Source organism: Dyella telluris (assembly GCF_014297575.1).
GTDB lineage: Bacteria > Pseudomonadota > Gammaproteobacteria > Xanthomonadales > Rhodanobacteraceae > Dyella > Dyella telluris.
Genome location: NZ_CP060412.1, coordinates 1,460,197 through 1,484,686, shown reverse-complemented (window position 1 = coordinate 1,484,686; position 24,490 = coordinate 1,460,197). Strand labels below are relative to the sequence as shown.

The window sequence follows — 24,490 nt, the reverse complement described above, 5'->3', positions numbered from 1 at the left end:
CGTCTATTATGCCCATATGCGCCGCGGTGGGGACCGTGGCGCCCGGTTGGCTACAGGCTTGTCGCAAGCGGTGGGAGCAATGATGAATAGCGGGGTGGGAGTGGCAGTGTCCGCGTTGCGCGAAATGGCGCTGAACGGATTGCGGCAAGGGGACGCGGCGCTGGCCGAGCAGTACTTTGCGCGCTTGCTGGAGCAGGTGCCCGACGATGCCGAGGCACTGCAGTTCGTCGCCAGCCGGCACATGGCCCGGGGTGATGCCGGTCGCGCACTGGCCATGCTCAATGACGCGGTCGGACTGCATCCCGGCCGCCCCGACTTGCTGCACCAGCGTGGCGTGGTGCAGAGCGCGATGGGCGACCTGCATGGGGCGGTCCAGAGCCTGCGTGCGTGCGTGGATGCCGCACCGGACATGTTCGTGGCGCGACTGCGCCTTGGCCTGGCGCTGGAACAGCTGGGCGACACGCATCGCGCACTGCTCGCCTATTTCGGCGCGGTCAATTCGGCACAGGCGCACGGGCGCTGGATGAGTGACAACACCACTGCGCCGGGGCTTCGTCAGTCGGTACAGCACGCGATACGCTTCATCGATGCCGGCCGGCGTGGCCTGTTCGATGCCGTACTGGAGCCGCTGCGCCAGCGCCACGGACGCGCGGAGCTGTCGCGTGTGGAGGAGTGCCTGGCGATCTATCTGGGTGAACGCCCCGCCAATCTGCCGGACCCCCGGCAGAAGCCGAAATTCCTGTATTTCCCGGGCGTGCCCAGCCAGCCTTACTACGGCACGGAGCGTTTTCCGTGGCAGGCGGAGCTGGAGACGGCTACCGATGTGATCCGCGAGGAGTTGCAGGCCGTGCTGGCTGAAAACCAGCCGTTGCTGCCCTTCCTTGGCAATCAGACGGCCGAGGAGCTGAAGGGGCACCTGAGTTCTTCGGGTGCACAGCCGGCCGCCTGGGATGGCTATTTCTTCTATCGCCATGGCGATCGCTTCGACGAGCACCATGCGCGCTGCCCGCGTACCTCGGCCATTCTCGAACGCATTCCGCTGGTGCGCATCCGCGATCATGCGCCGGAGACGCTGTTCTCCGTGTTGCGTCCTGGCACCCACATCCTGCCGCACCGTGGCGTGACCAACACGCGCCTGGTGACGCACCTGCCGCTGATCGTGCCACCGGACTGCGCCATCAATGTCGGCGGCGAGCTGCATGAGTGGAAGGAAGGTCGCTGCGTCACCTTCGACGACACCTACGAGCACGAGGCGTGGAATCGTAGCGACCGCACCCGCGTGGTGGTGATCCTGGACAGCTGGAATCCCGATTTGACGGAAGTGGAGCGTGTCGCCGTGACCGAACTGGTCGAGGCCATCGGCGACTTCAACCGCGCCACCGAGGTGCCCGTCCGCGGCGCCTGAGCCGCGGCCATGCCGGGGCGGGTTCAGCCCCCTCCGGCCACCTGCAGGTCGCGGGTTTTCACCACGCGTAGTGAAGGACGAATGCGGCTGGCCATGCATTGCTCGCGCAGGTCGTCGTAGGAGGCGAGGCGGTCGTGCAGCCAGCGCTGCAGCTTGGGGCCGAACAGGCCGTCCACCTTGCGGTCGGCCTCGCGCACCTGGCCTTCGATGGCCGATACCTTCCAGGGTTCGTCTTTCAGGTTGGCAATGGACTGCTGGCAGGCGCTTTCCAGCGGCGCATCCGGCGGCAGGCCCAGGAACGCACACAGGCGGGCCCACTCATGGTCGGGCTGGCGCACCAGGTCTTCCAGGAAGATGAAATGGTGGTTGGCGCGGCCCACGTGCTGGCCATGGATGTCCATGGCGCGATTCCAGCGCCGTGCCCAGTGCACGGTGCCGCCGCCGAAGGCGTCATCGTTCTCGAAGCGGAGATAGACGTCGGCCAGCGACGCCAGTACGTCCATCCCCCGGCGCACCACGTGGACGAAACGGGCGTCCGGTGCCAGTGATTCGATCTCGGGGATGTAGAGCAGGTGGTTGGGGGTCTTCTCCAGCCACATCGAACGTTGTGATGTGGCTGCAGAACGGTCCAGCAGTTCCAGGAACTGACGGGACAGTGCGCGCCAGTGATACGCAGCGGGGCGGGATGCCTGGGTGCCGGTCAGCTGCAGGTGCAGCGCGGCGAAGGTCTCGCGCACGTGGCGGCGGGTCATTCCCAGGGACTGGCGCCAGCGCCGGCGGCTCGGCTGCGTGCCCGTGTCGCCCCAGCGCCATGCCAGGTCGCCGTGCAGTTGCTCGAAGAACGCGGTTTCCGGCAGCGTGTAGATCGAAGGGTGGCGCGCCAGCAAGGCCTGGACGATGGTGGTCCCGGATCGTGGACATCCCACGACGAACGTACGCTGCATGGTTTTGACTCCCTGAACAGTGGCCGAGACGGCCGGTCAACGGAGGTGAATAACGCGTGATTTTGCACCACGTTGACCAAAAGTACAGCTTCACGTAAGGAAAAACTGACAGGACCGTCACGCACGCACCTCGCCAGGCGAGCGATCCCACTGATAAATCTGCCATTCTTTGCCGAACCCTCGGGACAGACCCATGCACGCACTGACTTTCGACCGCTTTGGCCCTGCCGACGTATTGCACTGGAAAGAGCACCCGGATCCGCAGCCCGGGCCCCGTCAGGTGGTGGTGCGAATGAAGAGCGTTGGCCTCAATTTCGCCGACGTTTACCGCCGTAACGGCAACTATCACCTGAGCGGTGCGGCTCCCTGGGTGCTGGGCTATGAGGGGGCGGGGGTCGTGGAGGTGGCGGCCGCGGGGGACACGCGGTTTCCCGTGGGTACACGCGTGGGCTTCGCCGATATGGCCCTCGCCAATGCCGAGCGGGTGGCAGTCGATCTCGATCGCCTGATTCCCCTGCCTGACGACATCGATTTCGACACGGCGGCCGCGGTACTGCTGCAGGGACTGACGGCGCAATACCTGGTAACGGACAGCTTTGTGGCGCGCCGGGGCGACGTCGCCGTGGTGCATGCGGCGGCGGGTGGCGTGGGCTTGCTGCTGGTGCAGATGCTCAAGGCGCTGGGTGTCGTGGTGCTCGGCATCGCCTCCAGCGAGGCCAAGCGGGACGCCGTGATTGCCGCCGGGGCCGATGCGGCAGTGGGCTATGGGGAATGGGTGGATGCTGCACGCACGCTGACCGGCGGCCATGGCGCGAATGTCGTGTACGACTCGGTCGGGCGCACCTTGCCGGACAGCCTCGCGGCCGCGCGCATCGGCGGCACGGTGGTGTTCTACGGCATGGCAGCGGGTGACCCCGATCCCGTCGATCCCCGCCTGTTGATGGATCGCTCGCTCACCCTCACCGGCGGCGACCTGTGGAACGTGCTGACGGGCGCCGAGGTACGCCGGGAACGTGCGGCGGCCTTGTTCGAGCAGATCCGCCAGGGCGTGGTCACGCCGCGTATCGCCGCGCGCTATCCGCTGCGCGATGGCGCACAGGCGCATGCCTATCTGGAAAGCCGCGCCGCCGTCGGCAAGGTGCTGCTGACCCTGTAAGGGTGGCTCAGAAGCGGTCGGTGTCCTCGTTGTCTTCCACCGGCAGCACATGGTGGAAGACGCCGTAATCGATATGGCTCACGCCTTGTTCGTCGTCGCTTACCAGATCGATGTACCGATGGTTCCAGCGCCACTCGCGCCAACTCCACTGGTGGCGGGCGAGCATGGATTGCGAGGTGGTTTCGTCGATTCCCTCGATGCTCAGCATGAGCGTGGCCTCGGTGGCCGCCAGGTCTTCCTCGCTCATGCCATGCATCGGGCTTTGCTCATCGATGATGTGCATCAGGCTCCAGCTCAGCATGAACACCGGGTGGCGGTCGCGCAGCAGGGGAACGTCATGGATGCGGCGCAGGCGAAAGCCTTCCGGCGAACTCTCGCGCACCAGCAGGTGCAGCTTGGCCGAGGCTTCCACGATGGCGTTCTGGCGGGCGTTCGCCACGCGGATCATCAGCGTGCGCTTGCCATGCACCAGCCGGATCACTGGGTGGTCAGCGAACATGATCTTGGCGCGCGGCCGTGAGAAGCGGGCAAACACCAGGCCCGTGACCAGGGCGATGCTCAGCATGCCGACGAAGATTTCCGCGGTAGCCACGACATGCCCGTACAGCGTCTGCGGATGCATGTCGCCGTAACCCACCGTCGCCAGTGTTTCCACGCTGAAGAAGAACGCGCCGGGAAAACCGGCGGGAAACTGGTTGGCAATGGCGTGGTCGCCCAGCTGGTAAAGCACGCCGAACAGGGCATTGACGGTCAGGAACACCGCTGCTGCCAGGCCGAAAAAGGTCGGCCAGCGGATGGTGAGTGCGAAGTGGTAGATGTCGTCCCAGACGCGTTGGGTCAATCCCTCGCTGATGAACGGCCGGCCGCCGATGCTGATGGTGCGGGGGCGATTGAGCCACTGGCGAAACCACACGGGCATGGGCGCTACCGGTCGGGGAAGGGGCGCGTCGATTCTACTGCGGCGACCTTGCGGCAAGGTCGCGCCAGGTCAGGAACAGACGAAGGTCGAACTCCTGCTGGTGGTAGTCCGGCTGCATGTACTGGCACAGCTGGTAGAACGCCTTGTTGTGCTCGGCTTCCTTCAGGTGGGCCAGTTCGTGCACCACGATCATCCGCAGGAACTCCGGCGGCGTGTCGCGGAACAGCGAGGCAATGCGGATTTCCTTGCGCGCCTTGAGCCGGCTGCCGTGCACGTGCGAAATGGCCGTGTGCATGCCCAGCGCCTTGCTGATCACGTCGAGCTTGCTGTCGTACCACACGCGGTCGATGCCGGGCGCGTTGCGCAGGTGCTCCTGGCGCAGCGCGTTGGTATAGGCGTAAAGCGCCTTGTCGCTCTGGACGTCGTGGCGACCCGGGTGACGCTTTTGCAGGTAATCGCCAAGTTCATCACGGTCGATGAGTTGGCGCACCTTGTCCAGCACGGCGGGCGGGTAGCCGCCGAGGTACTTCAGCGGAATCATGCTGCGGGTGGTTCGTCGTCAAAGCCGGTGTAGCCCTCGGGAAATACCGGCGTGCCGTCCTCTTCCAGCGATTCGATGGCGCCCAGGGTTTTCTCGGCGGCGGCTTCGGCCAGCGCCTGCTCACGGAAGCTGCGGTTTTCGCACACGGCGAAATACACGGGGAAACCGTGGCGCGCACGCGGCGTGACCACCAGGCAGGCGCTGTAGCGCGATCCTTCGGCAATCGCCGTGGCGCGGACGGAGTAATCGTCGAAGAGGCGTTCGGTCATGTCGGCAATCCACGTGTCGGAAAGCGCATTTTAGCCGACCGGCTATGCCACCATGCGTGCCATGCCTGTTCCCGTTCCCCGGCTTGTCCTCGATACCAACGTCGCGCTCGACCTGTTCGTATTCCGAGATCCCGCCTGTGCCCGCCTTATGGATGCGTTGGTGCGGGGCGCGGTCGTCGCGGTGGTGGACGAGCCCTGCCGGGCGGAATGGCTGACCGTACTGACTTATCCCGCATTCGGGCTGGATCAAGCCGCCCAAGAGGGCGCGGCCGCCGAATTCGACCGCTGGGTAACCCTGCTGCCGACGGAGGCGCTGGCGCTGCACCCGGACATCCGGCTGCCCCGCTGTGCCGACCCGGACGACCAGAAGTTCCTGGAGCTGGCGCTGGCGGCCGGGGCGCAGGAGCTGCTCAGCAAGGACAAGGCGGTGCTGCAATTGGCCCGCCGCACGGCGCGCGAGGGCTGGTTTCGCATCCTGTGCCCTTCGGCATGGGAACCACCCCTGTCCTGAGCGTACGATTCACAACTGATTGATCGCGTGTTCGCGATGCTCAAAAAGCTAACTATCCAAGGTGGAGTCCGGTGATGAAGATCATGCAGAACGCAGCGGCGGCGGCAGTGCTGGTGGCCATGGTGGCCCTGACCGGCTGCGGCGTGACCAACGACCATGACAAGGTCATCAAGGACGTCGTGTCCAATCGCCAGTTCCTCTACCAGGCACCGGGCGATGGCAATGCCACGCTCCAGATCGTGCGCGCCAACGGCTATTTCGGCGGCGGCTGCTCCAGCCAGGTGATGGTCGACGACAAGTTCGCCGCGCAGCTGGAAACCGGCGAGCAGGCCACGCTCTACGTGCCCAGCGGTGCGCACACCGTGTCGCTGCGCAACTCCGGTGCGTGCCACACGGTGAGCAGCGATGCACACGTGGACACCAACCTGGCCGCGGGTGAAAGCACCGTGGTGCAGGTCAACAAGTGGGGTTCGTCGCTGTCGCTGGCCAAGCGCTGAGCGACCGGCCGATGTGAGTCGGCGAGGGCATCATGCTCGAACCCATCCTCATCCATTGCCCCTACTGCGGCGAAGCCATCGAGATACTCGTCGATGGCTCCGTCGACAGCCAGCGTTACTACGAAGACTGCCAGGTCTGCTGCCGGCCCATCGATATCAGCGTAAGCGTCGATGAGGACGGTGACCCGCAGGTGAGCGTCGCCACCGAGAACGATGGCTGACGCTGGCTCAGGCCAGCGCGGACGACTCGATCACCCGCACGCCCAGGTTTTCGAAACGCAGGCGCGTGGGGATGTCCGTCTCCGGCGAGACCGGGCGCGTCAGGTCCCACAGCACGTGCGTGCGGTAACCCAGGTCCACAGCGTCCTGTGCCGTCCACAGCACGCACACGTCACGCGCCAGTCCGCACACGTAAACCTCGTCCACGCCCTGTTCGCGCAGCCACTCATGGAGCGGCGTGGAGGGTCGTTTGCCGTGCGGGCCATGGTTCTCGCGAAAGCCGCTGTACGAATCCACGCGGGGGTCGTCGCCCTTGCGGATCACCGTGTCCAGATGCGACCAGTCGATGGCCGGATGCAGTTCCGCGCCGGGCGTATCCTGCACGCAATGCGGCGGCCACAGTGTCTGGGCGTGGCCGTACAGCGGAATGCGTTCGAACGGCTCGCGACCGGGATGCGAAGTGGTGAATGAAACGTGGTCGGCCGGATGCCAGTCCTGCGTGGCCACGACATAAGGGAAGATGTCGCGTTTCAGCAGCTGGTCGATGCCGGGCACGATGGCGTCGCCTTCATGGCAGGCCAGTGCGCCGCCGGGCATGAAGTCCGGTTGCACATCGACCAGGATGAGGGCAGCGCGGCTGCTGACGGAAGTGCTCATGGGTGAGTCGGGTCTCGCAAAAGGTTGCGCCGGCAAGTCTAGTCGGGCGGGCGGTATCGTGATGTGACGCGTTCGACGGCCGATTCGTGCACGCCCCTTTGTGTTCAGGCAGAAAACCTATGGCGTAGACCAAGGTCGGCGCCCGCTCAGGCGGCTGTCGCGGGCATAATGGGACCTGGCAACCGAAGGGCGACAGGGGCATGTTTTTCGATCAATCCTGGATGGGCTACGGCATCGTTGGTGCGCTGGAAGCCGGCGCCATCGGGCTGGTGCTCGGCCTGGTGATCTTCGGCGCGCTGCACCTGTATGGCCGCACCCAGGGCTGGAGCGCCGCCCTGGAAATCAGCTGGGCCACCCTGATCGGCATGGTGCTGGCGAGCGGCAGCGACCTCTGGAACCTGTTCTATTTCAACTACGGACGCGTGCAGTCGCTGCAGTTGCTGCGCGTGCGCCTGGCCGAAGTGCACGACCCGGACAACCTCGGCGCCCGCGTGGTGGCCGAATTCCTCGGCGTGTGCATCGGCGTGTACCTGGGCTGGCTGCTGTCCAGCCGCTGGCGCCAGCCCGAATGATGGCCGGGTGCCGGCGCCCTGTGCGCCGGCCTGGCTGGCACGACTTTCTTCTTCCCAAGTTGTACCGATGACTACTCATGTTGAACCGGGCGCCAGCGAATCGCCGCTGACCCTGCGCATCGTCCAGATCGTCCTATTCACCTTCCTGGCCTATCTGGTGATCGGCATGCAACTGGCGGTGCTGCCGCCGTTCGTGCATGACGATCTTGGCTTTGGTGCGGTGCTGGCCGGCCTGGTCATCAGCACCCAGTACGTGGCCACCCTGCTCAGTCGTGGTTTTGCCGGACGCACCTCTGACACGGCGGGGCCCCGCCGCACCGCCCTTGTCGGCCTGGTGGCCTGCGCCGCCAGCGGCCTGCTGATGATCGGCGCCGCGTTGCTGCGCCAGTTGCCGGTGGCTTCGGTGGGCGTGATGCTGGTGGCTCGACTCGCGCTGGGCATGGGCGAGAGCTGCGTGGCGACAGGCTGCATCATGTGGGGCATCGGCCGCGTGGGGGCCGAGCACACGGCCAAGGTGATCTCGTGGAATGGCATTGCCACCTACGGCGCGTTGGCCGTGGGTGCGCCGCTGGGCGTGTTGCTCACCGGCGCGCTGGGCTTCGTCAGCATCGGCGTGGCCAGCCTGGTGTTGATGCTGGGCGGGCTGCTGCTGGCGTGGCGCCGCCCGGCCGTGCACGTGGAGGCTGGCGAGCGCATGCCGATGCACCACGTGTTCGGGCGCGTGGCGCCCTACGGCATGGGCCTGGCGCTGGGCTCGGTGGGCTTTGGCGTCATCGCCACCTTCATCACGCTGTATTTCGCCAGCCAGGGATGGAAGGGCGCCGCACCGACACTGAGCGTGTTCGGCGTGTGTTTCGTGGGCGTGCGACTGGTGCTGGGCTGGACCATCGCGACCTTCGGCGGCTATCGCACGGCGCTGGTATCCCTGCTGATCGAGTGCGTGGGCCTGGTCGTGCTGGCCACGGCGGGGCAAGCCGGCATGGCGATGCTGGGCGCAGCACTGAGCGGTATCGGCTTCTCGCTGATTTTTCCGGCGCTGGGCGTGGTGGCGGTGGAGCGCGTGAGCGCGAGCAATCGCGGTGCGGCGCTGGCGGCGTACTCGGTGTTCATCGATGTGGCGCTGGGCGTCACCGGCCCGCTGGGCGGCTGGATTGCCTCCGGCGGACGTTACGGCCCCATGTTCGTGGTGGCCGCGGCGATGTCGCTAGCCGCGGCGTTGCTCACGATCGGCCTTTACGTGTTCTACGGCAACAAGACCAACGGCTGAGCAGCGCTTGGCTGTAGGAGCGCACCCTGTGCGCGACCGCCACCCCCATGCCGCTGCGGCGGTGGGCTGTCGCGCACAGGGTGCGCTCCTACAAAAACTGGGATGGCGTTACAGCACCGGATCGAACAGCCGCGCCACGTGCATGGCCAGCCGGCGCAGATAAGGCGCCTTGTCGTACTCCGCCTCGGTCACTTCGTGGGCATGGGCGAAATCGTTCTCGAGCATGGTTTCCACCTGTGCCGCAAAGGTCGTGTCCACGTTCAGTGCGCTGATCTCGAAGTTCAGCCGGAACGAGCGGTTGTCCAGGTTCATGCTGCCCACGGAGGCGGTGTCGTCGTCCACCAGCAGCACTTTCTCGTGGATGAAACCGGGCTGGTAGCGGAATACGCGGATGCCGGCGCGTACGGCGTCATGCGCATACAGGCCCGAAGCCAGGAACACCGTGCGGTGATCGGGTCGTGCCGGAATGAGCACGCGCACATCGACGCCGCGGAAAACGGCCAGTCGCAGCGCCGCCATCACCGCCAGGTCGGGCACGAAATACGGGGTGGTGATCCACAGGCGGCGACGCGCGGCGTGGATCAGTGCAACGAAGAACAGCGAACAGGTTTCCTGGCGGTCCGCGGGCCCCGTGGCGGCGATCAGCGTATGCGCCGTGCCCTGTCCCGGTGATGGGCGGTACAGCGGCGGCAGGGCGCCGGTGACCCAGTGCCAGTCTTCGGCAAAGCTGCGCTGCAGGTCGGCCACCGCCGGGCCTTCGAGCTGCAGGTGCGTGTCGCGCCATGGCGCCAGTGGCGGTTTCAGGCCGAGATATTCGTCGCCCACGTTCAGGCCGCCGACAAAACCGCGCTCGCCATCCACCACCACGATTTTCCGGTGGTTGCGGAAGTTGAGCTGGAAGCGGTTGCTGCGGCGCTGCGTGGCAAACGGATGAATGCCCACGCCCGCGTCCTGCAGGGTTTTCACGTAGTCGCCCGGCAACGCATGGCTGCCGATGCCGTCGTACAGCACGCAGACATCCACGCCGGCGCGTGCGCGATCCATCAGCACCTGCTGCATGCGCTTGCCCAGCATGTCGTCATGGAAGATGAAAAACTGCACCAGCACGCAGTGCTTCGCTTCGCCAATGGCGGCGAGGATGGCGTCGAAGGTGGCGTCACCGTTCACCAGCAGGCGCAGGCGCTGGCCCGGGTGGAAACGCGCACCGAGCATGCGTGCGATTTCGCCATAGCGTTCGCTCACTTCCGGCGGGCTGGCTTCGTCGGTGAGTTGCTCGTCCGCCTGCGCCTGAATCTGACCACGCCGCGCGCGGTGCAGGTCCACGTAGCCATGGAAGCGGCTGCGCCCCAGGTAGAGATACGGCACCAGCGTGACATAAGGCAGGAACACCAGCCCCAACGCCCACGCGAACGCACCCTGCGGCGTACGCGTGTTCATCACCGCGTGCATGGCGGCCAGCACGCCGGCGCCGTGCAGGGCGAGCAGCAGGCCACCGATGATGGTGGTCAGCATGCGCTGTCGCCTCGGATGAAAGCGTGGCTGGGCTGGAACCGGTCGGTCATCGCGTACTCCCTGTGGTCAGCGCATGGCAGCGCGCACGGTGTCGAGCACGTCCTGCTCGCGCGCCTGCAGCGCCTGGTGCAGATGATCCACGAACAGGCGGATGCGTGCAGGCAGGTAGACCCGGCTGGGGTAAATGGCATAGATGTGCGCGTCGCGCATGAACACGTCGCTCTTGAGCGGAACCAGCCGGCCGGCGCGCACGTCCTCGGCGATATCCCAGGCCGATTTGAACGCGATGCCATGGCCGGCCAGCGTCAGCGTGCGCATCAGGTCGCCGTTGTCGCAGGTCATCGCCGCCTCCACGCGCAGTGGGCGCGGGCCGTCCGGCGTCTGGGTGATCCACGGCAGCACGCCGTGCCCCGGGCGATGCAGCATCAGGCAGCGGTGACGTTGCAGGTCGTCGGTGCCCTGCGGGTGACCGTGGCGCTCCAGGTAGGCCGGCGAGGCGCACAGCACGCGGAAGTTGTTCGCCAGCAGGCGCGATACCAGCCGCGAATCGACCATCGTGCCGCCACGCACGGCGACATCCACGCCGTGTTCGAACAGGTCGAGCACGGCATCGGTATTGGTCACACGAAGGTGCAACTGGGGGTGCTGTTCCGCGAAGTCGGCCGCGATGGGGCCAACGTACTGGCGACCCATGTCCACCGAGGCGGAGATGTGCAGCTGACCGCGCACCTCCAGCTGGCGTAGACCCACCGCCGAATTGGCATCGTCCACGTCGGCGATGATGGCCTGGCAGCGCTCGTAGTAGATGGTGCCTTCCTCGGTGAGCACGAGGCGGCGGGAGCTCCGCTGGAGCAGGCGAACGCCCAGGGCGGTTTCCAGCCGGGTCAGCCGCTTGCTGGCGGCAGCGGGGGACAGGCCCAGCTCCCGCCCGGCGGCAGACAGGCTGCCCTCGGTCACGGCCCGCACGAACAGGCGCATGTCTTCGAAATCGACCATGGTGCAGACGCTCCGACCTGTGCCGCGTGATGAGCCCCGGACCGGGGGCATCTTTAACTTTCAGGAAAAGATGCCTCTCTAGTTTGCTCAATTCCCGCAAGGGACGACAAGGCTCACAGTGCGGTGAGTTTCCTTCCGGAATCACCTGCATGAACGCCCACGTTGCTATTGAGCCTGCTGCCGAGGCCTCCCGGTCATCCCGGCTGGCGCTGTTGGCCCTGTCGGTGGCGGCCTTCGCCATCGGTACCACCGAGTTCGTGATCATGGGCCTGTTGCCCGAGGTCGCGACCGACCTGCATGTCAGCATTCCCTCCGCCGGCCTGCTGGTTTCCGGCTATGCGTTGGGCGTGGCTGCGGGTGCGCCGCTGCTGGCGGCGCTGACGGCCCGCATGGAGCGCCGCAATGCGTTGCTGTTGCTGATGGGCCTGTTCGTGCTCGGCAACGCACTCTGTGCCGTGGCGCCCAACTATGGCGTGCTGATGGTGGCGCGCGTGGTGGCGGCGTTCTGTCATGGCTCGTTCTTCGGCATCGGCGCGGTGGTGGCATCGCACCTGGTGCCGCGCGGGCAGGCTGCCCGCGCCATCGCCCTGATGTTTACCGGCCTGACCCTGGCGAACGTGCTGGGCGTGCCCTTCGGTACCTTCCTCGGCCAGTGGGCCGGCTGGCGGTCGACCTTTGCCGCGGTCACGGGCCTGGGCATCGTGGCAGCCATTGCCGTGTGGCGTCTGGTGCCGTCGCTGCCGGATCTGCCCTCACCGCACATGAAGCGCGAGCTCATCGTGCTGCGCCAACCGCAGGTGTTGCTGGCGCTGCTGATGACGGTGCTGGGTTTTGGCGGCGTGTTCACCGTGTTCACCTACATCGCGCCGATCCTGCAGCAGGCCTCGCAGGTGAGCGTGGGGGCCACGGGCTGGGTGCTGATCCTGTTCGGTGTCGGCACGACGGTAGGCAACATGCTCGGTGGCCGCCTCGCGGACTGGCGACTGATGCCGTCGCTGATGGGTGTGCTGGCCGTGCTGTCGCTGGTCATGCTGGTGTTCGCGTGGACCATGCACAGCACGGTTGCCGCCATTGTCACCGTGTTCGTGTGGGGCGTGGCGGCGTTTGCCACGGTGCCGCCGCTGCAGATGCGCGTGGTGCAGCAGGCCAGCGATGGTCCACATCTCGCCTCGACGCTCAACATCGCCGCGTTCAACCTGGGCAATGCGATGGGCGCCTTCATTGGCGGCACGATGATCGGCATGAACCTCGGCCTGCCCTCCGTGAGCATTGCCGGTGCGGTGGTGGCACTGCTTGGCCTGTTGGTGACGGCGATCAGTGCCGCACTTGAGCACCGCCACCGTGGTGTGGCGCGCGTCACCTGTGTTGCCGGTGCCTGATCGGCGGTACCTCCCTCCAATCGAAGGAACGTCATGACAACGAAAGGCAAAGTTGCGCTGGTAGTGGGCGCGCAGGGCGTGATCGGTCGAAATCTGATCGATCACCTGTCCACGCTCGAGGACTGGCAGGTGATCGGGCTCTCACGTCGCGGTGGTCAGGATCGGGAGCGCGTGCGTCATATCGCAGTCGACCTGCTCGATGTCGACGACACGCGATCCAGACTCGCGGGCCTCGGTGACGTGACGCACGTGTTCTACACCGCCTACCAGGACCGCCCGACCTGGGCGGAGCTGGTGCCGCCGAATCTTGCCATGCTGGTGAATGTGGTCGATGCGATCGAGCCGGTGGCCAAGGGCCTTGAGCACATCAGTCTGATGCAGGGTTACAAGGTCTACGGCGGGCACCTCGGGCCCTTCAAGACGCCCGCGCGTGAAACCGACGCGGCGTTCATGCCACCGGAATTCATGCACGACCAGCAACGTTTTCTGGAAACACGCCAGCACGGCAAGGGCTGGAACTGGACGGCCATCCGTCCCGCGGTGGTCGGTGGTTTTGCGCTGGGCAATCCGATGAACCTGGCGCTGGCCATCGCCGTGTATGCGTCGATCAGCAAGGAGCTCGGCCTGCCGCTGCGTTTTCCCGCCAAGCCCGGCGCCTACGATCACCTGTTGGAAATGACCGATGCCGGGCTGCTGGCGCGCGCCACCGTCTGGGCGGCCACCGAGCCGCGCTGTGCCAACCAGGCCTTCAACATCACCAACGGCGACCTGTTCCGCTGGAACGAAATGTGGCCCTTCATCGCCGACTATTTCGATCTTGAGGTGGCGCCGCCGCTGCCGCTGTCGCTGGACACCGTGATGGCGGACAAGGAGCCGCTATGGCAGGCCATCGGAGAACGCCACGGGCTGGCGCCGCATGCATGGCGCGACGTGTCGTCCTGGCGCTTCGCCGACTTTGTGTTCTCCTGGGACTATGACATGTTCGGCGACGGCTCCAAGGCGCGGCGTTTCGGCTTTCACGAGCACGTCGAGACGAAGGCGATGTTCACGCGACTGTTTGACGACTTTCGTCGGCGCAGAATCATCCCCTGATACTGCATGTTCCCAACCCACGTCTTCCCCAGGAGAGTTGCATGAAAGCCGTAGCCTACCGGCAGATCCTGCCCATCACCGATGCGCAGAGCCTCATCGATGTCGAGTTGCCGGAGCCGGTGGCGGAGGGACGCGACCTGCTGGTGAAGGTCGAGGCCATCTCGGTCAACCCGGTGGACACCAAGGTGCGCCAGCGCGCCAACCCCGAGGGCAGTGACAAGGTGCTGGGCTGGGATGCGGCAGGCACCGTGGTGGCGGTGGGTGCTGACGTCACCCTGTTCAAGCCGGGCGATGCGGTTTATTACGCCGGGGCCATCGACCGCTCGGGCAGCAATGCCCAGTTTCAGCTGGTCGATGAGCGCATCGTGGGTCGCAAGCCGTCCACGCTGGATTTCGCGCAGGCGGCGGCCATGCCGTTGACCACCATCACGGCCTGGGAAATGCTGTTCGATCGCCTCGGCGTGCCACGTGGCAGCACGCCGCGAACGGGTGTGATCCTCATTGTCGGTGGTGCCGGTGGCGTGGGCTCTATGGCGACGCAGCTGATCCGGCGACTGACCAACTTCACCGTGGTTGCCACGGCATCGCGCGGGGACACGCAGGCCTGGGTGAAGGAACTGGGTGCGCACCATGCGGTGGATCATCGCGGCGATCTGGTGGCGGCCGTAAAGGCGGTAGCGCCGCAGGGCGTGGACTATGTGCTCAGCCTCACGCATACCGAGCAGCATTTTGCCTCGCTGGTCGAGCTGCTGAAGCCGCAGGGCAAGCTGGCGTTGATCGACGATCCCGCAACGCCGCTGGATATCCGCCTGCTCAAGCAGAAGAGCCTGTCGCTGCACTGGGAGTTCATGTACACGCGCTCGTTGTTCCACACCGAAGACATGCAGGCCCAGCACCGGTTGCTCAACGAAGTGGCGGACCTGGTCGATGCCGGTGTGTTGCGCACGACGTTGCGCGAGAACGTGGGCAGCATCGATGCCGCGAACCTGCGCCGCGCCCATGCACAGGTGGAGAGTGCAAGCACGATCGGCAAGATCGTGCTGAGCGGCTGGCGTGAAGACAGGAGTGAGTGAAGAGGAGTGAGTAGTGAGAGAGCAGGGAGAGGGCGGGTTGTGCCTTCTCTCACTTCTCGTTTCTCACTTTTCGCTCTTCACCAGTCGGTCGGCGAGGTTGCGGGCCTGCTGGCGAATTTCCGGAATGGCGGTGGACTCCCACAGCACGCCGCGCAGCAGCGTGCCGATGGCGTAGAAGTGCGGCCATGCATCGTTGCCGTGCTTCACGCGGCCTTCCGTGGTGGCGCTGACGCCCAGGCCCAGCGGGTCGGCGGTGACATGGCCATTGGTGGACAGCTGGCGGATCAGCGGGTGGAGCGTGCGACGCACGTCGGTATTCAGCCCCACCGTCTGGATCACCAGGTCCGCATCCATGGTTTCCACGCCTTTGCCGTGCGGCAGGCGGATATCCAGGTGCAGCTTGTCGCCGGCAACGTCCACGGCCTGCAGGCGGCCACGGCGGCGGTGCAGGCGGCCGGCATCCTCGAGTGCCTTCATCGTTGCCATCACCTGGGGCGGCATGCGATGGCGCACACGCTCCCAGGCCCAGCGCGCATGACGCAGGAAGCGCGCGCGTTCTGTGTCGGGCAGCAGTGCCCACAACGACGGCGTATGCGGACGCATGCTATCCACCACCGTGCGCCAGTCCGGAGTCTGGGCCACGGCTTCGCGTAGCAGGCGGATCCACTGGCGGATGTACGGCGCCTCGCGCATCGACTCGACCAGTTCGCTGCCATCGTCGGTGGGCGCGGAGGCCTGATGCAGATGCGGTTCCGGCATCAGGCCGTGGCGTGAAATGGCTTCGAAGGTGGCGTTCGGCCACAGCGCCGACAGCTCCAGCAGCACGTCGACCGCGGTCAGGCCGAGCCCGATCAGTACCACCTTGAGGGGACGGGTATCGGGCTTGGCGTGGGCCAGGAAGTTCCACGGCTCGGTGACGTAGTGGCCGCTGTCCAGTGCAGCGTCAGTGACGCCACTGAGCGGCTGCGGCGGCAGCGAGCCAATGGCCAGCACGGCCGCATCGACGCGCGAGTTGTCCTCGCCGTGAATCACGGTGACGCCATGGCCTTCCGGCACCACGGCGTCCACCGCGAACGGCAGTACGCGCACATCGTGACCGGCCTTCTGCGCGTGCTCGAGCGCACGCTGCACCTCGGTATCGAGATAGTCGCCGTAAAGACGGCGCGGCAGGAAGTCGGTGCCGGCGATGGTGCCGTCGCCACGCTGGGCGAAATCGAGAAAACCGTGCGGCCTGGCGGCAAACATGCTCATCGACGCCGCGCGCACGTTCAGCAGATGCTTGTCCGAGCGCGTGCCATACGCGACACCGCGTGGCGAATTGCCGCCACCGGTGTACCAGTCCAGATGCAACGGCTGAGGCAGCTGGCGTTCCAGCAGCTCACTGAGCAGCGCTGCCGCAGCAGCGCCGCCGCCGATGATGGCGACCCGTCGATACATGCCATTCCCTTAAAAAAGCGTTTCTACGACCGTGGATCAGGCGTACAGGCGGCCGGCGAGGGCACTGCGCTGCGGGCTCTTGGTCCACTGACCGGCTGTGCCGGCTTCTTGATATGTGAAGTACTGTGCCAGATCGCCCCCGTAAACGTGAAGCGTCAGGGCGGTCTCGTGCCGGGAGAGGTTGCGGCAGCGATGCGCGTGGCGGTCGTCGGCATCGAACCAGGTGACGTCGCCTGGGCCCAGCCAGTCGCGGCCGGTCTGGCGCAGGATCTTCCCGCTGTCGTCGTGGTCCCACGATTCCACTTCGAGCGCGCCGTGCAACGCCATCTCCAGGCCCCACAGGCCGTTGTGGTCGTGGATGGGGGTGTTGTAGTTGGCCGGCCAGGCCATCACCAGGACGCTGATGTCCGGCTTGTTGCGCTGGGCGACCAACCAGCGTTCGAACCCCTTGTCGCGCAGGCGCAGGTCGGCGAGATCGTCGGCCAGCGCGTGCATGTCCTGGAAGACCACGCGGCTCAGCTCCCTTGCCATGGTGGCAAGGTCGGGGTGCTCGCCCACGCCATAGTCAAACGCGATATCACGCAGCGCCCTGAGGTGTTGCATGTGTTTGGCCATGCGATGTTACTCGACGGAAACCGGCGCGCAGTGGAGCATGCCCATCGTTAAAGTCCCGTAACCCGCGGGGGATGGAAGCCTGCCTCGCGGCATGACTTTCGCGACATGCGCGGCGTTCCGCAAAAGCGCACGATGGCATCCAAGGAAGGCCTTGAAAACCGCAGCGGGCGCCTCAACACGTTCCTGCGCATGGTCGCCGGCGATGATGCCGGCAGGAGAAACGTCATGATTGCGATGAGCGTGCTCTTGATGGTGGTGCTGGGAATCTGGCTGGGCGCGGTTGCCATCGGCCTGGTGTTCAAGCTCGTCTTCACCTTGATTGGTGGTCTCTTCAGCCTTGTCGGCGCATTGCTCGGCATGGTCTTCGGCGGCGTCGCGCTGCTCATTGCCGTACCCATCGTGGTGCTGGCTCTTTTGCCTGTCTGGTTGCCGGTGGTCGTGCTGGCGGCCATCGTGTGGGCGATCGTCCGCGCCGCGCACGGACCGGCGCAACCGGCGGTTGCCAACGCGCGCTGACGCATGTTTTGCCGTGGAACGGCCCGACCTGCCGCTGGATGCAGGCCGGGCCTTCCCTCTTGCAAGCGGTGTTGCCTCAGCCTGGCTTACAGCTCGTTCAAGTTGAACGTCACCGGCACGCGCGCCCACGCCCGCACCGCGTGGCCATTGACCATGGCCGGTTCGAATTTCCAGCCCTTCAGCACCTGATCGCGTGCGCTGCGGTCAAGCAGGCTGGAGCCGCTGCTCTGCTCGATGGTCACCTCCTGAGGCACGCCGGATTCATCCACCAACACCTTGAGGATCACCTGTCCCTGCAGGCGCGAATGCAATGCCTGAGGCGGATATTTGAGTGGCGTGGCGCGATAGGCCAGCGTTGCTTCGACCGGTGCTGACGTGTCGACGTTGGGTGGTGCCAGCGTCGGTGTGGCCGGTGGCGCCGGCACGGTGCCATCGTCCGATGTGGTGAGCACCGGCGCAGGTACCGGTTCCGGGCGGGGAACGGCCTGGGTGTGGGGCGGGGTCTTCGGTTGCGGTGGCTTTTTCAGGTCGATGATCGGCGGTGGCGGTACCTCCTTTTTGGGCGTGATCCAGCTGATGGGGATGGCGCTGACGCGTTGCACCTGTTCCACCAGCGCCGGAGCCATTGGCCGCATCAGCACCGCGAGCGCGGCCAGGTTAAGGGCGATGGCGGCACTCAGCGCGGCAATGCGGACGCTGTCCGGGTGGGCGTGACGGGGTACAGCCAGGCTTGCGGACGACATAGGCGACCTCCTGACGTATCGATGTTGGGTTGTGGCACCCGACACGCTGCGGGGAGGCAGTGGGGATCGTGCGGGTGCGAGACCACGCTAGGCCCACTGATGGGACTTGCACAAGTAGCCGTATGGAAGGCTATTCTAGGCGGAGTGCCCTGGGTTCCCTGGAACGGGAATTTTCAGTGGGCCACCAGCATGGGCACATCGCCATGCATGAACAGGTGGCGGGTGGTTCCACCCAGCACCATCTGCGCCAGGCGCGAACGACTCCAGGCCCCCATCACGATCAGGTCGGCGCCTTGCGCGTGTGCGGCATCCAGCAAGGCGGGGCCCGCGGCGTGGCTGGGGCCGCTGTCCAGCACATCGATGCGGGCGTTGATGCCACGGCGCTGCAGCCAGTCGGCCAACCCGGGCGGGGGCAGCACAGGCAGCATGTCCGCATTCATTTCACTGCCGTCGAGCACACGTACTTCTTCCGCCTTCTGCAGCAGCGGCACGGCGGCGGCGAGCGCAAGCGCGGATTCGCGGCTGCCGTTCCAGGCCACCAGCACGCTGGCACCCAGCGCGGGCACGGGTGCGGTGTCGGGCACCACCAGTACCGGTCGCCCGCTGGCGAAGACGCAGCGCGAGACCGTGCCGAAGCCTACGGGCGCATCGCTACGCCGCTGGCTGCGTTCCATCACCAGCATGTCGTAGCCGGAAACGGCCTGGCTGACGGTCTGCACGGTATCGCCCTGCGTGACGCGCCAACGCCCGGCGAGCGAGCGGGCAGCCAGTGCCTGCTGCCACTGGCTGTCGTGAGTCTGTGCCTCGGCCACCCGGCGCTGTGTTTCTTCCAGTTGCACGGGCACGGCTTCGGGCAGGCTGAAGGCGGTGGCGGGTAGGTCGGCCACGTACAGGGCATCTAGTCGTGCACCCAGTCGCTGTGCCAGCAGCAGGGCGGCGCGTGGCGCGGCAACGCCAAGGTCCAGGTGATCCAGATGCAAGAGCAGGTCTGTCGCTGACATGGCGGTTCTCCCGATGCCTGGTCCGTATCCAGCATAGAGCCTGCCACCGGTAACCGTGTAGCCAGCGTTGTTGCAGGCAAAAAAAAGCCCCGCACAGGATGGCGGGGCGGCAAGGCCGGACGTCGGGGGAGAGAGAGGGGACATCCGGTTATGTCATTTTTTTCCAATGCGGCTTGTTTTGGCGTACATCGCGGGTGAAAGCTCTATTCACGTGGCAGACGGCGGGCGCTTGCCAACATGGCCGGCTCGCTGTGCGATGGCGGCAAGGCTTTCATGGGAGACCTGTGATGGGCGTGGCAAAGTTCGCGGCGGCTTCGGTGCTGGCGTTCGCCGGCTGGGTGGCCTCCGTTCTGGCGCATGCCGGCGAGGTCGAGTGCAAGATGAATTTCCGTCTCGCGGGCTGGTCGGTGTTCTATCAGACGGCCACGGGCAGCGGCACCGTCCATTGCAGCAACGGGCAGAGCATGTCGGTGCACATCCGCGTCAAGGGCGGCGGCCTGACCTTTGGCAAGAATCAGATCGACGATGGCGTGGGCAAGTTCTCCGGCATCAGCGGCATCGGCGACATCAAGGGTCATTACGCCGATGCCGGCGTGGACGCCGGCGCCTCCAAGTCGGCCGGTGCACGGGTGATGACCAAGGGCAACGTGTCCCTGGCGCTCAGCGGCACGGGCAAGGGCTGGGACCTGGGCGTGGCCTTCGGCGCGTTCATCATCGAGTGATTCCTGCGGCTGACCCTGCCGGCGCGGCCGGGGCCGCGGGCAGGGCGGGTCCGCCGGGTGCGTTGCGGGGCGTTCCATACGCCGGGCGGCTTTGCAATCGGCCGTGGGGTCGCTAAGGTGGGGCTGCCGTACTCTACGGTACGTTCCGTTCGAGGATTTTCCCCATGTCTGCCCTTTCCGGCACGGCGCTCCCGCGCTATGCCTTCGGCGACGAGCTCGCCAGCAGCGTCATCCACGGCATCGGCATCCTGCTGAGCATTGCCGGCCTTGCCATCCTGGTGGCGTTTGCCGCCATGCACGGCGATGTGCGGGCGGTGGTGGCCAGCGCGGTGTTCGGCAGCACGCTGATCCTGTGCTACACGGCTTCCACGCTGTATCACTCCATCCCGGGCGCGACGGCCAAGCGGGTGCTGCGCACGCTGGACCACATCGCCATCTTCCTGCTGATTGCCGGCACCTATACCCCGTTCACCCTGCTTGCACTGCCGGGCGTCTGGGGCTGGAGCCTGTTCGCTACGGTGTGGGGCCTGGCCCTGATGGGCAGTGCGCTGGAACTGGGCCTGCTGAAGAAGTACCGCAAGCTGGCGGTGCTGATGTACGTGGGTATGGGCTGGGTCGGCGTGATCGCCTTCAAGCCATTGATGGCTCACCTGCAGACGGGCGGCATGGTGCTGCTGCTGGCCGGCGGCGTGGCCTACACGCTGGGCGTGCCGTTCTACCTGTGGCGCAAGCTGCCGTACCACCATTCGGTGTGGCACTTCTTCGTGCTGGCCGGCAGCGTGCTGCACTACCTGGCCGTGCTGCTCTACGTACTGCCCGACGCGCAGGCGTGAACCCGGCCATCCAGGTCCTGCGACAGGAGCTGGAGGACGCCGCCACGCATCTGGGGCGTCCGCACGATCTTCGATTCAAGGCCATGTTCGGCGGCCTGATGGCGTGGTTCGACGGCAAGCCCTGCGCGTGGCTTTCCACGCAGGGGTTGGCCCTGCGGCTGGCCGAAGCGGACCAGCCCGGCCTGCTGGACGAAGAAGGCGCTGCCCGATTCCGTCATGGCCCGGATGAGCCGCCTAGCCGCGACTACATCCTGGTGCCACCCGCACTCCGACGCGATACGGTGCGATTCGCCGAATGGCTGGAGCGCAGCGGCCATGCGCCCGCCCCGCAAAAAAAGAGGCCGCACCCAAAGGCGCGGCCTCGTGCCGGTTAGCTTGGCTTAGCTCGTCATTCCAGCGAAAGCTGGAATCCAGCGTCTTTAACACGCCGCAGCAGGCGCTGGATCCCAGCTTTCGCTGGGATGACGAGCAATCAAAGCAACCTTACTTCTTCTTCTGCGACGGAATGAACTGCGTGCGCACGGCTTCGGCCAGCTGTTCCGGCGGCAGTAGGCCCTGGCCGATCACGAAATCGTTGAAGGCCTGGCGGTTGAAGTCCTTGCCCAGCGCGAGTTCGGCGTTCAGGCGCGTCTGCTGCAGGCGCATGTAGCCGTAGAAATACGCAGTGGCCTGGCCCGGGCTGTTGAAGGTGTAGCGGTCCAGTTCCTGCTGGGTCATGGCTTCGGACAGGCCCACGTCGTAACGCAGCACGTCGTGCGCGCGCTCCTTGCTGATCAGGCCCAGGTTGAGCATCGGATCAAGATAGGCGCGGGCAGCACGCTGCAGGCGCGCCTGCAGGGCCACGAACTGGCCGGACGGCGGTTCGTACGGCAGCATTTCGGACTCGGCATACAGCGCCCAGCCTTCCACGTTCACGCTGTTGAAGGCGAACAGGCTGCGCGCCAGCGACACGCCGCGCTCCACCATGGCGGCGAACTGCAGTTCATGACCCGGGCGGCCTTCATGCGAGGTCAGCGTCCACGCGGCAGCCTTATAGGTGAAGTCGTCATACGAATCGGACTTGCCACCACTGGGGTTGCCCATGGTGAGCACGAAGGTGCCCTGTTCGCCGTGGTTGTTGATGAACGGCGGCGGGTCCATGTGCGGGGCCGGCACCGCGGCCGTTTCAGCCTCGGAGGCCAGGCGCATCTGCATCTTGCGCTGGGGCAGGGTGATGATGTGCTCGCGGCGGATGATGTCTTCGATCTTGCCGATGATCTCGTGGTAGAACGGCACCACGTCATCCTTGCCCAACTGCTGCTTCTTCAGCGCCTTCAGCACGTCGCGGTAGTCGGTGGCCTGGATGCCTTCTTCCTTCGCCACCACCGGCGCCATCATCTGCATCATCGAACGCAGTTCGGTGAACTCGAACTGGGCTTCCTTGATCAGCTGTTCCGGCGGAATGTCGATGCCGACCTGCTTGAGGTTGTACGCGTACAACGGTTCCGGCAGGCGGAAGTCGGCGCGGGCGCGCGGCACGATGGTGGAACGCACCCAGCCGTCGTAATCCTTCAGCTGGCTGTCCATGGCATCGAGCGCGGCCTTGCCTTCGGCATCGTCCAGCTTGTACTTGGCGAACAGCTGGCGGATGCCCTGCGTGTAACGCTGCGTGTTGCCGAGCTTCTGCTCCACTTCGTTCTTGTACGGGCCGATCAGGTCCTTCTCGCCGATGCGCTCGTTGGTCTGTGCCTTGGCCAGGTCAACCAGCGGCGTGCAGCCTGGCGCCTTGCCGACGTAGCACTGCAGGCGCTTGAGCGCGGCCGGCCGACGCTTGGCATCCACGTCGTCCTTCAGCAGCGCGAACTCACCCTGGAAGATCAGCTGGCCCACGTCCTGGTACGGCAGCATGTACTTGTGGGTGAGATCGATGCCTTCGATCTGCTGGTCGGCCGCCTTGATCATGATCTGCAGATCCTGGCGGACGTTGGTGTCCTTCTCGGTGGCCAGCATCTTCTCGAGCTTCGACTTGGCATCGACCAGCGCTGCGCGCGAGCGGGCATCGACGTCCGGCTTCAGGTCGATGACCTTGTCGTCGAAGCCGGGCACGCCCACCTGCGAGGCAAACTCGGGGTTGAACTTCGCCATCACGTCGAGCAGCACCTTCGCATCGTCGTTGCTGCGATCGATCCAGGTGGGTGATTTGGTTTCCGCGTGGGCGGATCCGACGGCAACCAGCGATACCGCCAGTGCCAGGGCAAGACGTTTGGACATGAGGGCTCCCCACAGATGAAGTGCCCCGAGCCTATAGGGGCGGCTGCGGGCCCGCTATGTGCCGAAGGTCGCCCGCCCTCTAGCCGAACAGCATGGCGAAGCCGAACAGGCCCACCATCAGGAAGGAAATCACCAGCTTGACCAGGGTGCCGAACAGCAGGCCCAGCCACGTGGCCACGCCCACATGCGCCGAGCGCAACACGCTGGTGCCCGAGGCCAGTTCGCCCAGCAGGGCACCGGCGAAGGGCCCGATGATGAGTCCGGCCAGGCCGAAGAACATGCCCACCAACGTCCCGATACCCGCCCCGGTGATGGCAAGCCGGCTGGCACCCACCCGCTTGGCGCCCAGCGAGGCGGATACGAAGTCCATCAGCACGCCGACGGCGCCCAACGTGCCGATGATCACCAGCCACCACACGCCCAGGCGCCGGTACGCGTCTACGGCCGCTACCAGCCAGATCCCGCCGAAGATCATCGGAATGCCCGGCAGTGCGGGCAGGACATTGCCGGCGATGCCGCCGACGATGAGCAGTGCGGCCAGTACGTAAAGCGCAATCTCCAGCATGAAAGCCTGCCTTCATGGTCCGGCGGCCAGCATATCGGGGATGGCCGGGCAGCGTGCAGCACCTGCTTGCGCGACAATGGCGACGCAAGTCCTCTGGCCGACGACCCTGTGGATACCTCGCGCTACATGCTTCTGAAGGCCGACGAGCTCGGCCGCATCGAATTGACCGAGCGCGATGGCGTGCGGGTGATTCGTCGCGACATCGTCGCGGCACGCTGGTGGGCGCATGCATTCGCGCGGCGCGCGGCCGCGCGCGAAGCCCGGGCGCTGCTCCGGCTCGACGGCATTGACGGCGTGCCCGTGCTGCTGCACTGGGATGGGCGCGAACTGCTGCGTGGTTACATTGCCGGAGCGCCCATGCAACAGGCGCAGCCGCGCGACCGTGCGTATTACCGCGACGCCCTGCGCCTGCTGGCGCGACTGCATCGTCGCGGCATCGTGCACAACGACCTGGCCAAGGAGCCAAACTGGCTGGTGCGTGCCGATGGCCGGCCCGCGCTGGTGGACTTCCAGATCGCCTGGACGCGCGGCAGGCGCGGCGCGCTATTCCGCGTGCTGGCGCGCGAAGACCTGCGTCACCTGCTCAAGCACAAGCGCACGTATTGCCCGGAAGCACTGACGCTGCGCCAGCGCATCATCCTCGACACGCCCGCACCGCACTCGCGCCTGTGGCGTGCCACCGGCAAGCGGATGTACAAGCTCATCGCGCGTCGTGTTTTCGGCTACTGGGACAATGAAGGACAAGGCCGTATCCGCGACTGATCGAAAGGCTTCCCCGTTCCCTGTGGGCGCGTATTCC

At 65.9% G+C, this 24,490-nt stretch carries 28 protein-coding genes; 15 read left to right on the top strand and 13 right to left on the bottom strand.

Translation table 11 applies throughout. The features are described from left to right. Positions 1 to 124 precede the first annotated feature (124 nt). Positions 125 to 1,405 carry an aspartyl/asparaginyl beta-hydroxylase domain-containing protein gene (locus tag H8F01_RS06860; protein ID WP_187059191.1) on the top strand — a complete coding sequence of 427 codons (1,281 nt, stop codon included), beginning with the start codon at positions 125 to 127 and terminating at the stop codon, positions 1,403 to 1,405. Positions 1,406 to 1,428: 23 nt separating this feature from the next. Here the strand turns inward: H8F01_RS06860 and H8F01_RS06855 are convergent, their stop codons facing one another. Continuing rightward, positions 1,429 to 2,349: a sulfotransferase family protein gene (locus H8F01_RS06855; protein ID WP_187058265.1), complete on the bottom strand. Its 921-nt coding sequence runs from the start codon at positions 2,347 to 2,349 to the stop codon at positions 1,429 to 1,431. A 193-nt stretch (positions 2,350 to 2,542) separates the two neighbouring features. Here H8F01_RS06855 and H8F01_RS06850 point away from each other — a divergent pair, with 193 nt between their 5' ends. Then, positions 2,543 to 3,505, top strand: a complete 963-nt coding sequence (locus tag H8F01_RS06850; protein ID WP_187058264.1) for a quinone oxidoreductase family protein — start codon at positions 2,543 to 2,545, stop codon at positions 3,503 to 3,505. A 7-nt stretch (positions 3,506 to 3,512) separates the two neighbouring features. Here the strand turns inward: H8F01_RS06850 and H8F01_RS06845 are convergent, their stop codons facing one another. Genes H8F01_RS06845 through H8F01_RS06835 form a run of 3 tightly spaced genes read right to left on the bottom strand, consistent with a single transcriptional unit; the run spans position 3,513 to position 5,234 of the window. Beyond that, positions 3,513 to 4,424, bottom strand: a complete 912-nt coding sequence (locus H8F01_RS06845; protein WP_187058263.1) for an ion channel — start codon at positions 4,422 to 4,424, stop codon at positions 3,513 to 3,515. A gap of 34 nt (positions 4,425 to 4,458) precedes the next feature. Next, the gene (locus tag H8F01_RS06840; protein ID WP_187058262.1) at positions 4,459 to 4,965 is read right to left on the bottom strand and encodes a M48 metallopeptidase family protein; all 507 of its coding nucleotides are present in this window, start codon (positions 4,963 to 4,965) and stop codon (positions 4,459 to 4,461) included. Further along, positions 4,962 to 5,234: a hypothetical protein gene (locus H8F01_RS06835; protein WP_187058261.1), complete on the bottom strand. Its 273-nt coding sequence runs from the start codon at positions 5,232 to 5,234 to the stop codon at positions 4,962 to 4,964. Before H8F01_RS06835 ends, H8F01_RS06840 begins: the two co-directional genes overlap by 4 nt. A gap of 52 nt (positions 5,235 to 5,286) precedes the next feature. Between H8F01_RS06835 and H8F01_RS06830 the strand changes: the two genes are divergently transcribed. From H8F01_RS06830 to H8F01_RS06820, 3 genes are all read left to right on the top strand, one after another. After that, the gene (locus tag H8F01_RS06830; RefSeq protein WP_187058260.1) at positions 5,287 to 5,745 is read left to right on the top strand and encodes a putative toxin-antitoxin system toxin component, PIN family; all 459 of its coding nucleotides are present in this window, start codon (positions 5,287 to 5,289) and stop codon (positions 5,743 to 5,745) included. A 74-nt stretch (positions 5,746 to 5,819) separates the two neighbouring features. Next, positions 5,820 to 6,242, top strand: a complete 423-nt coding sequence (locus H8F01_RS06825; protein WP_187058259.1) for a hypothetical protein — start codon at positions 5,820 to 5,822, stop codon at positions 6,240 to 6,242. Between the two features lie 32 nt (positions 6,243 to 6,274). Next, positions 6,275 to 6,463, top strand: a complete 189-nt coding sequence (locus H8F01_RS06820; RefSeq protein WP_187058258.1) for a CPXCG motif-containing cysteine-rich protein — start codon at positions 6,275 to 6,277, stop codon at positions 6,461 to 6,463. A gap of 7 nt (positions 6,464 to 6,470) precedes the next feature. Here H8F01_RS06820 and pncA read toward each other — a convergent pair whose 3' ends face one another. Next, positions 6,471 to 7,118, bottom strand: coding sequence for a bifunctional nicotinamidase/pyrazinamidase (gene pncA / locus H8F01_RS06815; protein ID WP_187058257.1), 648 nt, complete (start codon positions 7,116 to 7,118; stop codon positions 6,471 to 6,473). Between the two features lie 200 nt (positions 7,119 to 7,318). Between pncA and H8F01_RS06810 the strand changes: the two genes are divergently transcribed. Further along, a complete protein-coding gene (locus H8F01_RS06810; RefSeq protein WP_187058256.1) occupies positions 7,319 to 7,690 on the top strand; it encodes a hypothetical protein in 372 nt (123 codons plus the stop codon). Between the two features lie 67 nt (positions 7,691 to 7,757). Beyond that, positions 7,758 to 8,957 carry an MFS transporter gene (locus tag H8F01_RS06805; protein ID WP_187058255.1) on the top strand — a complete coding sequence of 400 codons (1,200 nt, stop codon included), beginning with the start codon at positions 7,758 to 7,760 and terminating at the stop codon, positions 8,955 to 8,957. 108 nt (positions 8,958 to 9,065) lie between these two features. Here the strand turns inward: H8F01_RS06805 and cls are convergent, their stop codons facing one another. Both cls and H8F01_RS06795 read right to left on the bottom strand, forming a co-directional pair. Further along, entirely contained in the window at positions 9,066 to 10,469 is a 1,404-nt protein-coding gene (gene cls / locus H8F01_RS06800; protein WP_187058254.1) for a cardiolipin synthase, read from the bottom strand. Between the two features lie 66 nt (positions 10,470 to 10,535). After that, positions 10,536 to 11,465, bottom strand: a complete 930-nt coding sequence (locus H8F01_RS06795) for a LysR family transcriptional regulator (RefSeq protein ID WP_187058253.1) — start codon at positions 11,463 to 11,465, stop codon at positions 10,536 to 10,538. Positions 11,466 to 11,614: 149 nt separating this feature from the next. Here H8F01_RS06795 and H8F01_RS06790 point away from each other — a divergent pair, with 149 nt between their 5' ends. The 3 genes from H8F01_RS06790 to H8F01_RS06780 are packed head-to-tail and all read left to right on the top strand — an operon-like array spanning position 11,615 to position 15,009. Next, positions 11,615 to 12,844: an MFS transporter gene (locus H8F01_RS06790; RefSeq protein ID WP_187058252.1), complete on the top strand. Its 1,230-nt coding sequence runs from the start codon at positions 11,615 to 11,617 to the stop codon at positions 12,842 to 12,844. 33 nt (positions 12,845 to 12,877) lie between these two features. Beyond that, positions 12,878 to 13,936: an SDR family oxidoreductase gene (locus H8F01_RS06785; protein ID WP_187058251.1), complete on the top strand. Its 1,059-nt coding sequence runs from the start codon at positions 12,878 to 12,880 to the stop codon at positions 13,934 to 13,936. A 41-nt stretch (positions 13,937 to 13,977) separates the two neighbouring features. Further along, a complete protein-coding gene (locus tag H8F01_RS06780; protein WP_187058250.1) occupies positions 13,978 to 15,009 on the top strand; it encodes a zinc-binding alcohol dehydrogenase family protein in 1,032 nt (343 codons plus the stop codon). A gap of 63 nt (positions 15,010 to 15,072) precedes the next feature. Here H8F01_RS06780 and H8F01_RS06775 read toward each other — a convergent pair whose 3' ends face one another. After that, positions 15,073 to 16,446, bottom strand: coding sequence for an FAD/NAD(P)-binding protein (locus H8F01_RS06775; RefSeq protein WP_187058249.1), 1,374 nt, complete (start codon positions 16,444 to 16,446; stop codon positions 15,073 to 15,075). Between the two features lie 36 nt (positions 16,447 to 16,482). Further along, positions 16,483 to 17,061 (bottom strand): cysteine dioxygenase, encoded by a 579-nt coding sequence (locus H8F01_RS06770; protein WP_187058248.1) that lies wholly within the window; start codon positions 17,059 to 17,061, stop codon positions 16,483 to 16,485. Positions 17,062 to 17,193: 132 nt separating this feature from the next. Between H8F01_RS06770 and H8F01_RS06765 the strand changes: the two genes are divergently transcribed. Beyond that, positions 17,194 to 17,577, top strand: a complete 384-nt coding sequence (locus H8F01_RS06765) for a hypothetical protein (RefSeq protein ID WP_238481175.1) — start codon at positions 17,194 to 17,196, stop codon at positions 17,575 to 17,577. 86 nt (positions 17,578 to 17,663) lie between these two features. Here H8F01_RS06765 and H8F01_RS06760 read toward each other — a convergent pair whose 3' ends face one another. Next, positions 17,664 to 18,320 carry an energy transducer TonB gene (locus tag H8F01_RS06760; RefSeq protein ID WP_187058247.1) on the bottom strand — a complete coding sequence of 219 codons (657 nt, stop codon included), beginning with the start codon at positions 18,318 to 18,320 and terminating at the stop codon, positions 17,664 to 17,666. Between the two features lie 173 nt (positions 18,321 to 18,493). Next, the gene (locus H8F01_RS06755) at positions 18,494 to 19,321 is read right to left on the bottom strand and encodes a universal stress protein (protein WP_187058246.1); all 828 of its coding nucleotides are present in this window, start codon (positions 19,319 to 19,321) and stop codon (positions 18,494 to 18,496) included. Positions 19,322 to 19,608: 287 nt separating this feature from the next. Here H8F01_RS06755 and H8F01_RS06750 point away from each other — a divergent pair, with 287 nt between their 5' ends. The 3 genes from H8F01_RS06750 (at position 19,609) to H8F01_RS06740 (ending at position 21,250) form a co-directional block, all read left to right on the top strand. Next, positions 19,609 to 20,043 carry a hypothetical protein gene (locus H8F01_RS06750; RefSeq protein ID WP_187058245.1) on the top strand — a complete coding sequence of 145 codons (435 nt, stop codon included), beginning with the start codon at positions 19,609 to 19,611 and terminating at the stop codon, positions 20,041 to 20,043. A gap of 164 nt (positions 20,044 to 20,207) precedes the next feature. Beyond that, a complete protein-coding gene (trhA, locus tag H8F01_RS06745) occupies positions 20,208 to 20,876 on the top strand; it encodes a PAQR family membrane homeostasis protein TrhA (protein ID WP_187058244.1) in 669 nt (222 codons plus the stop codon). Continuing rightward, complete coding sequence (locus H8F01_RS06740) at positions 20,873 to 21,250, top strand: TfoX/Sxy family protein (RefSeq protein ID WP_187058243.1); 378 nt, start codon at positions 20,873 to 20,875, stop codon at positions 21,248 to 21,250. The genes trhA and H8F01_RS06740 overlap by 4 nt, the downstream gene beginning before the upstream one ends. Positions 21,251 to 21,359: 109 nt before the next feature. On the opposite strand, the gene H8F01_RS06735 is transcribed toward H8F01_RS06740, so the two are convergent. Further along, on the bottom strand, positions 21,360 to 23,126 hold the full coding sequence (locus H8F01_RS06735) for a DUF885 domain-containing protein (RefSeq protein WP_187058242.1): 1,767 nt from the start codon (positions 23,124 to 23,126) through the stop codon (positions 21,360 to 21,362). Between the two features lie 79 nt (positions 23,127 to 23,205). After that, the gene (locus H8F01_RS06730; RefSeq protein WP_187059189.1) at positions 23,206 to 23,688 is read right to left on the bottom strand and encodes a DUF456 domain-containing protein; all 483 of its coding nucleotides are present in this window, start codon (positions 23,686 to 23,688) and stop codon (positions 23,206 to 23,208) included. 96 nt (positions 23,689 to 23,784) lie between these two features. Between H8F01_RS06730 and H8F01_RS06725 the strand changes: the two genes are divergently transcribed. After that, entirely contained in the window at positions 23,785 to 24,453 is a 669-nt protein-coding gene (locus H8F01_RS06725) for a protein kinase family protein (protein WP_425490108.1), read from the top strand. Positions 24,454 to 24,490 lie beyond the last annotated feature (37 nt).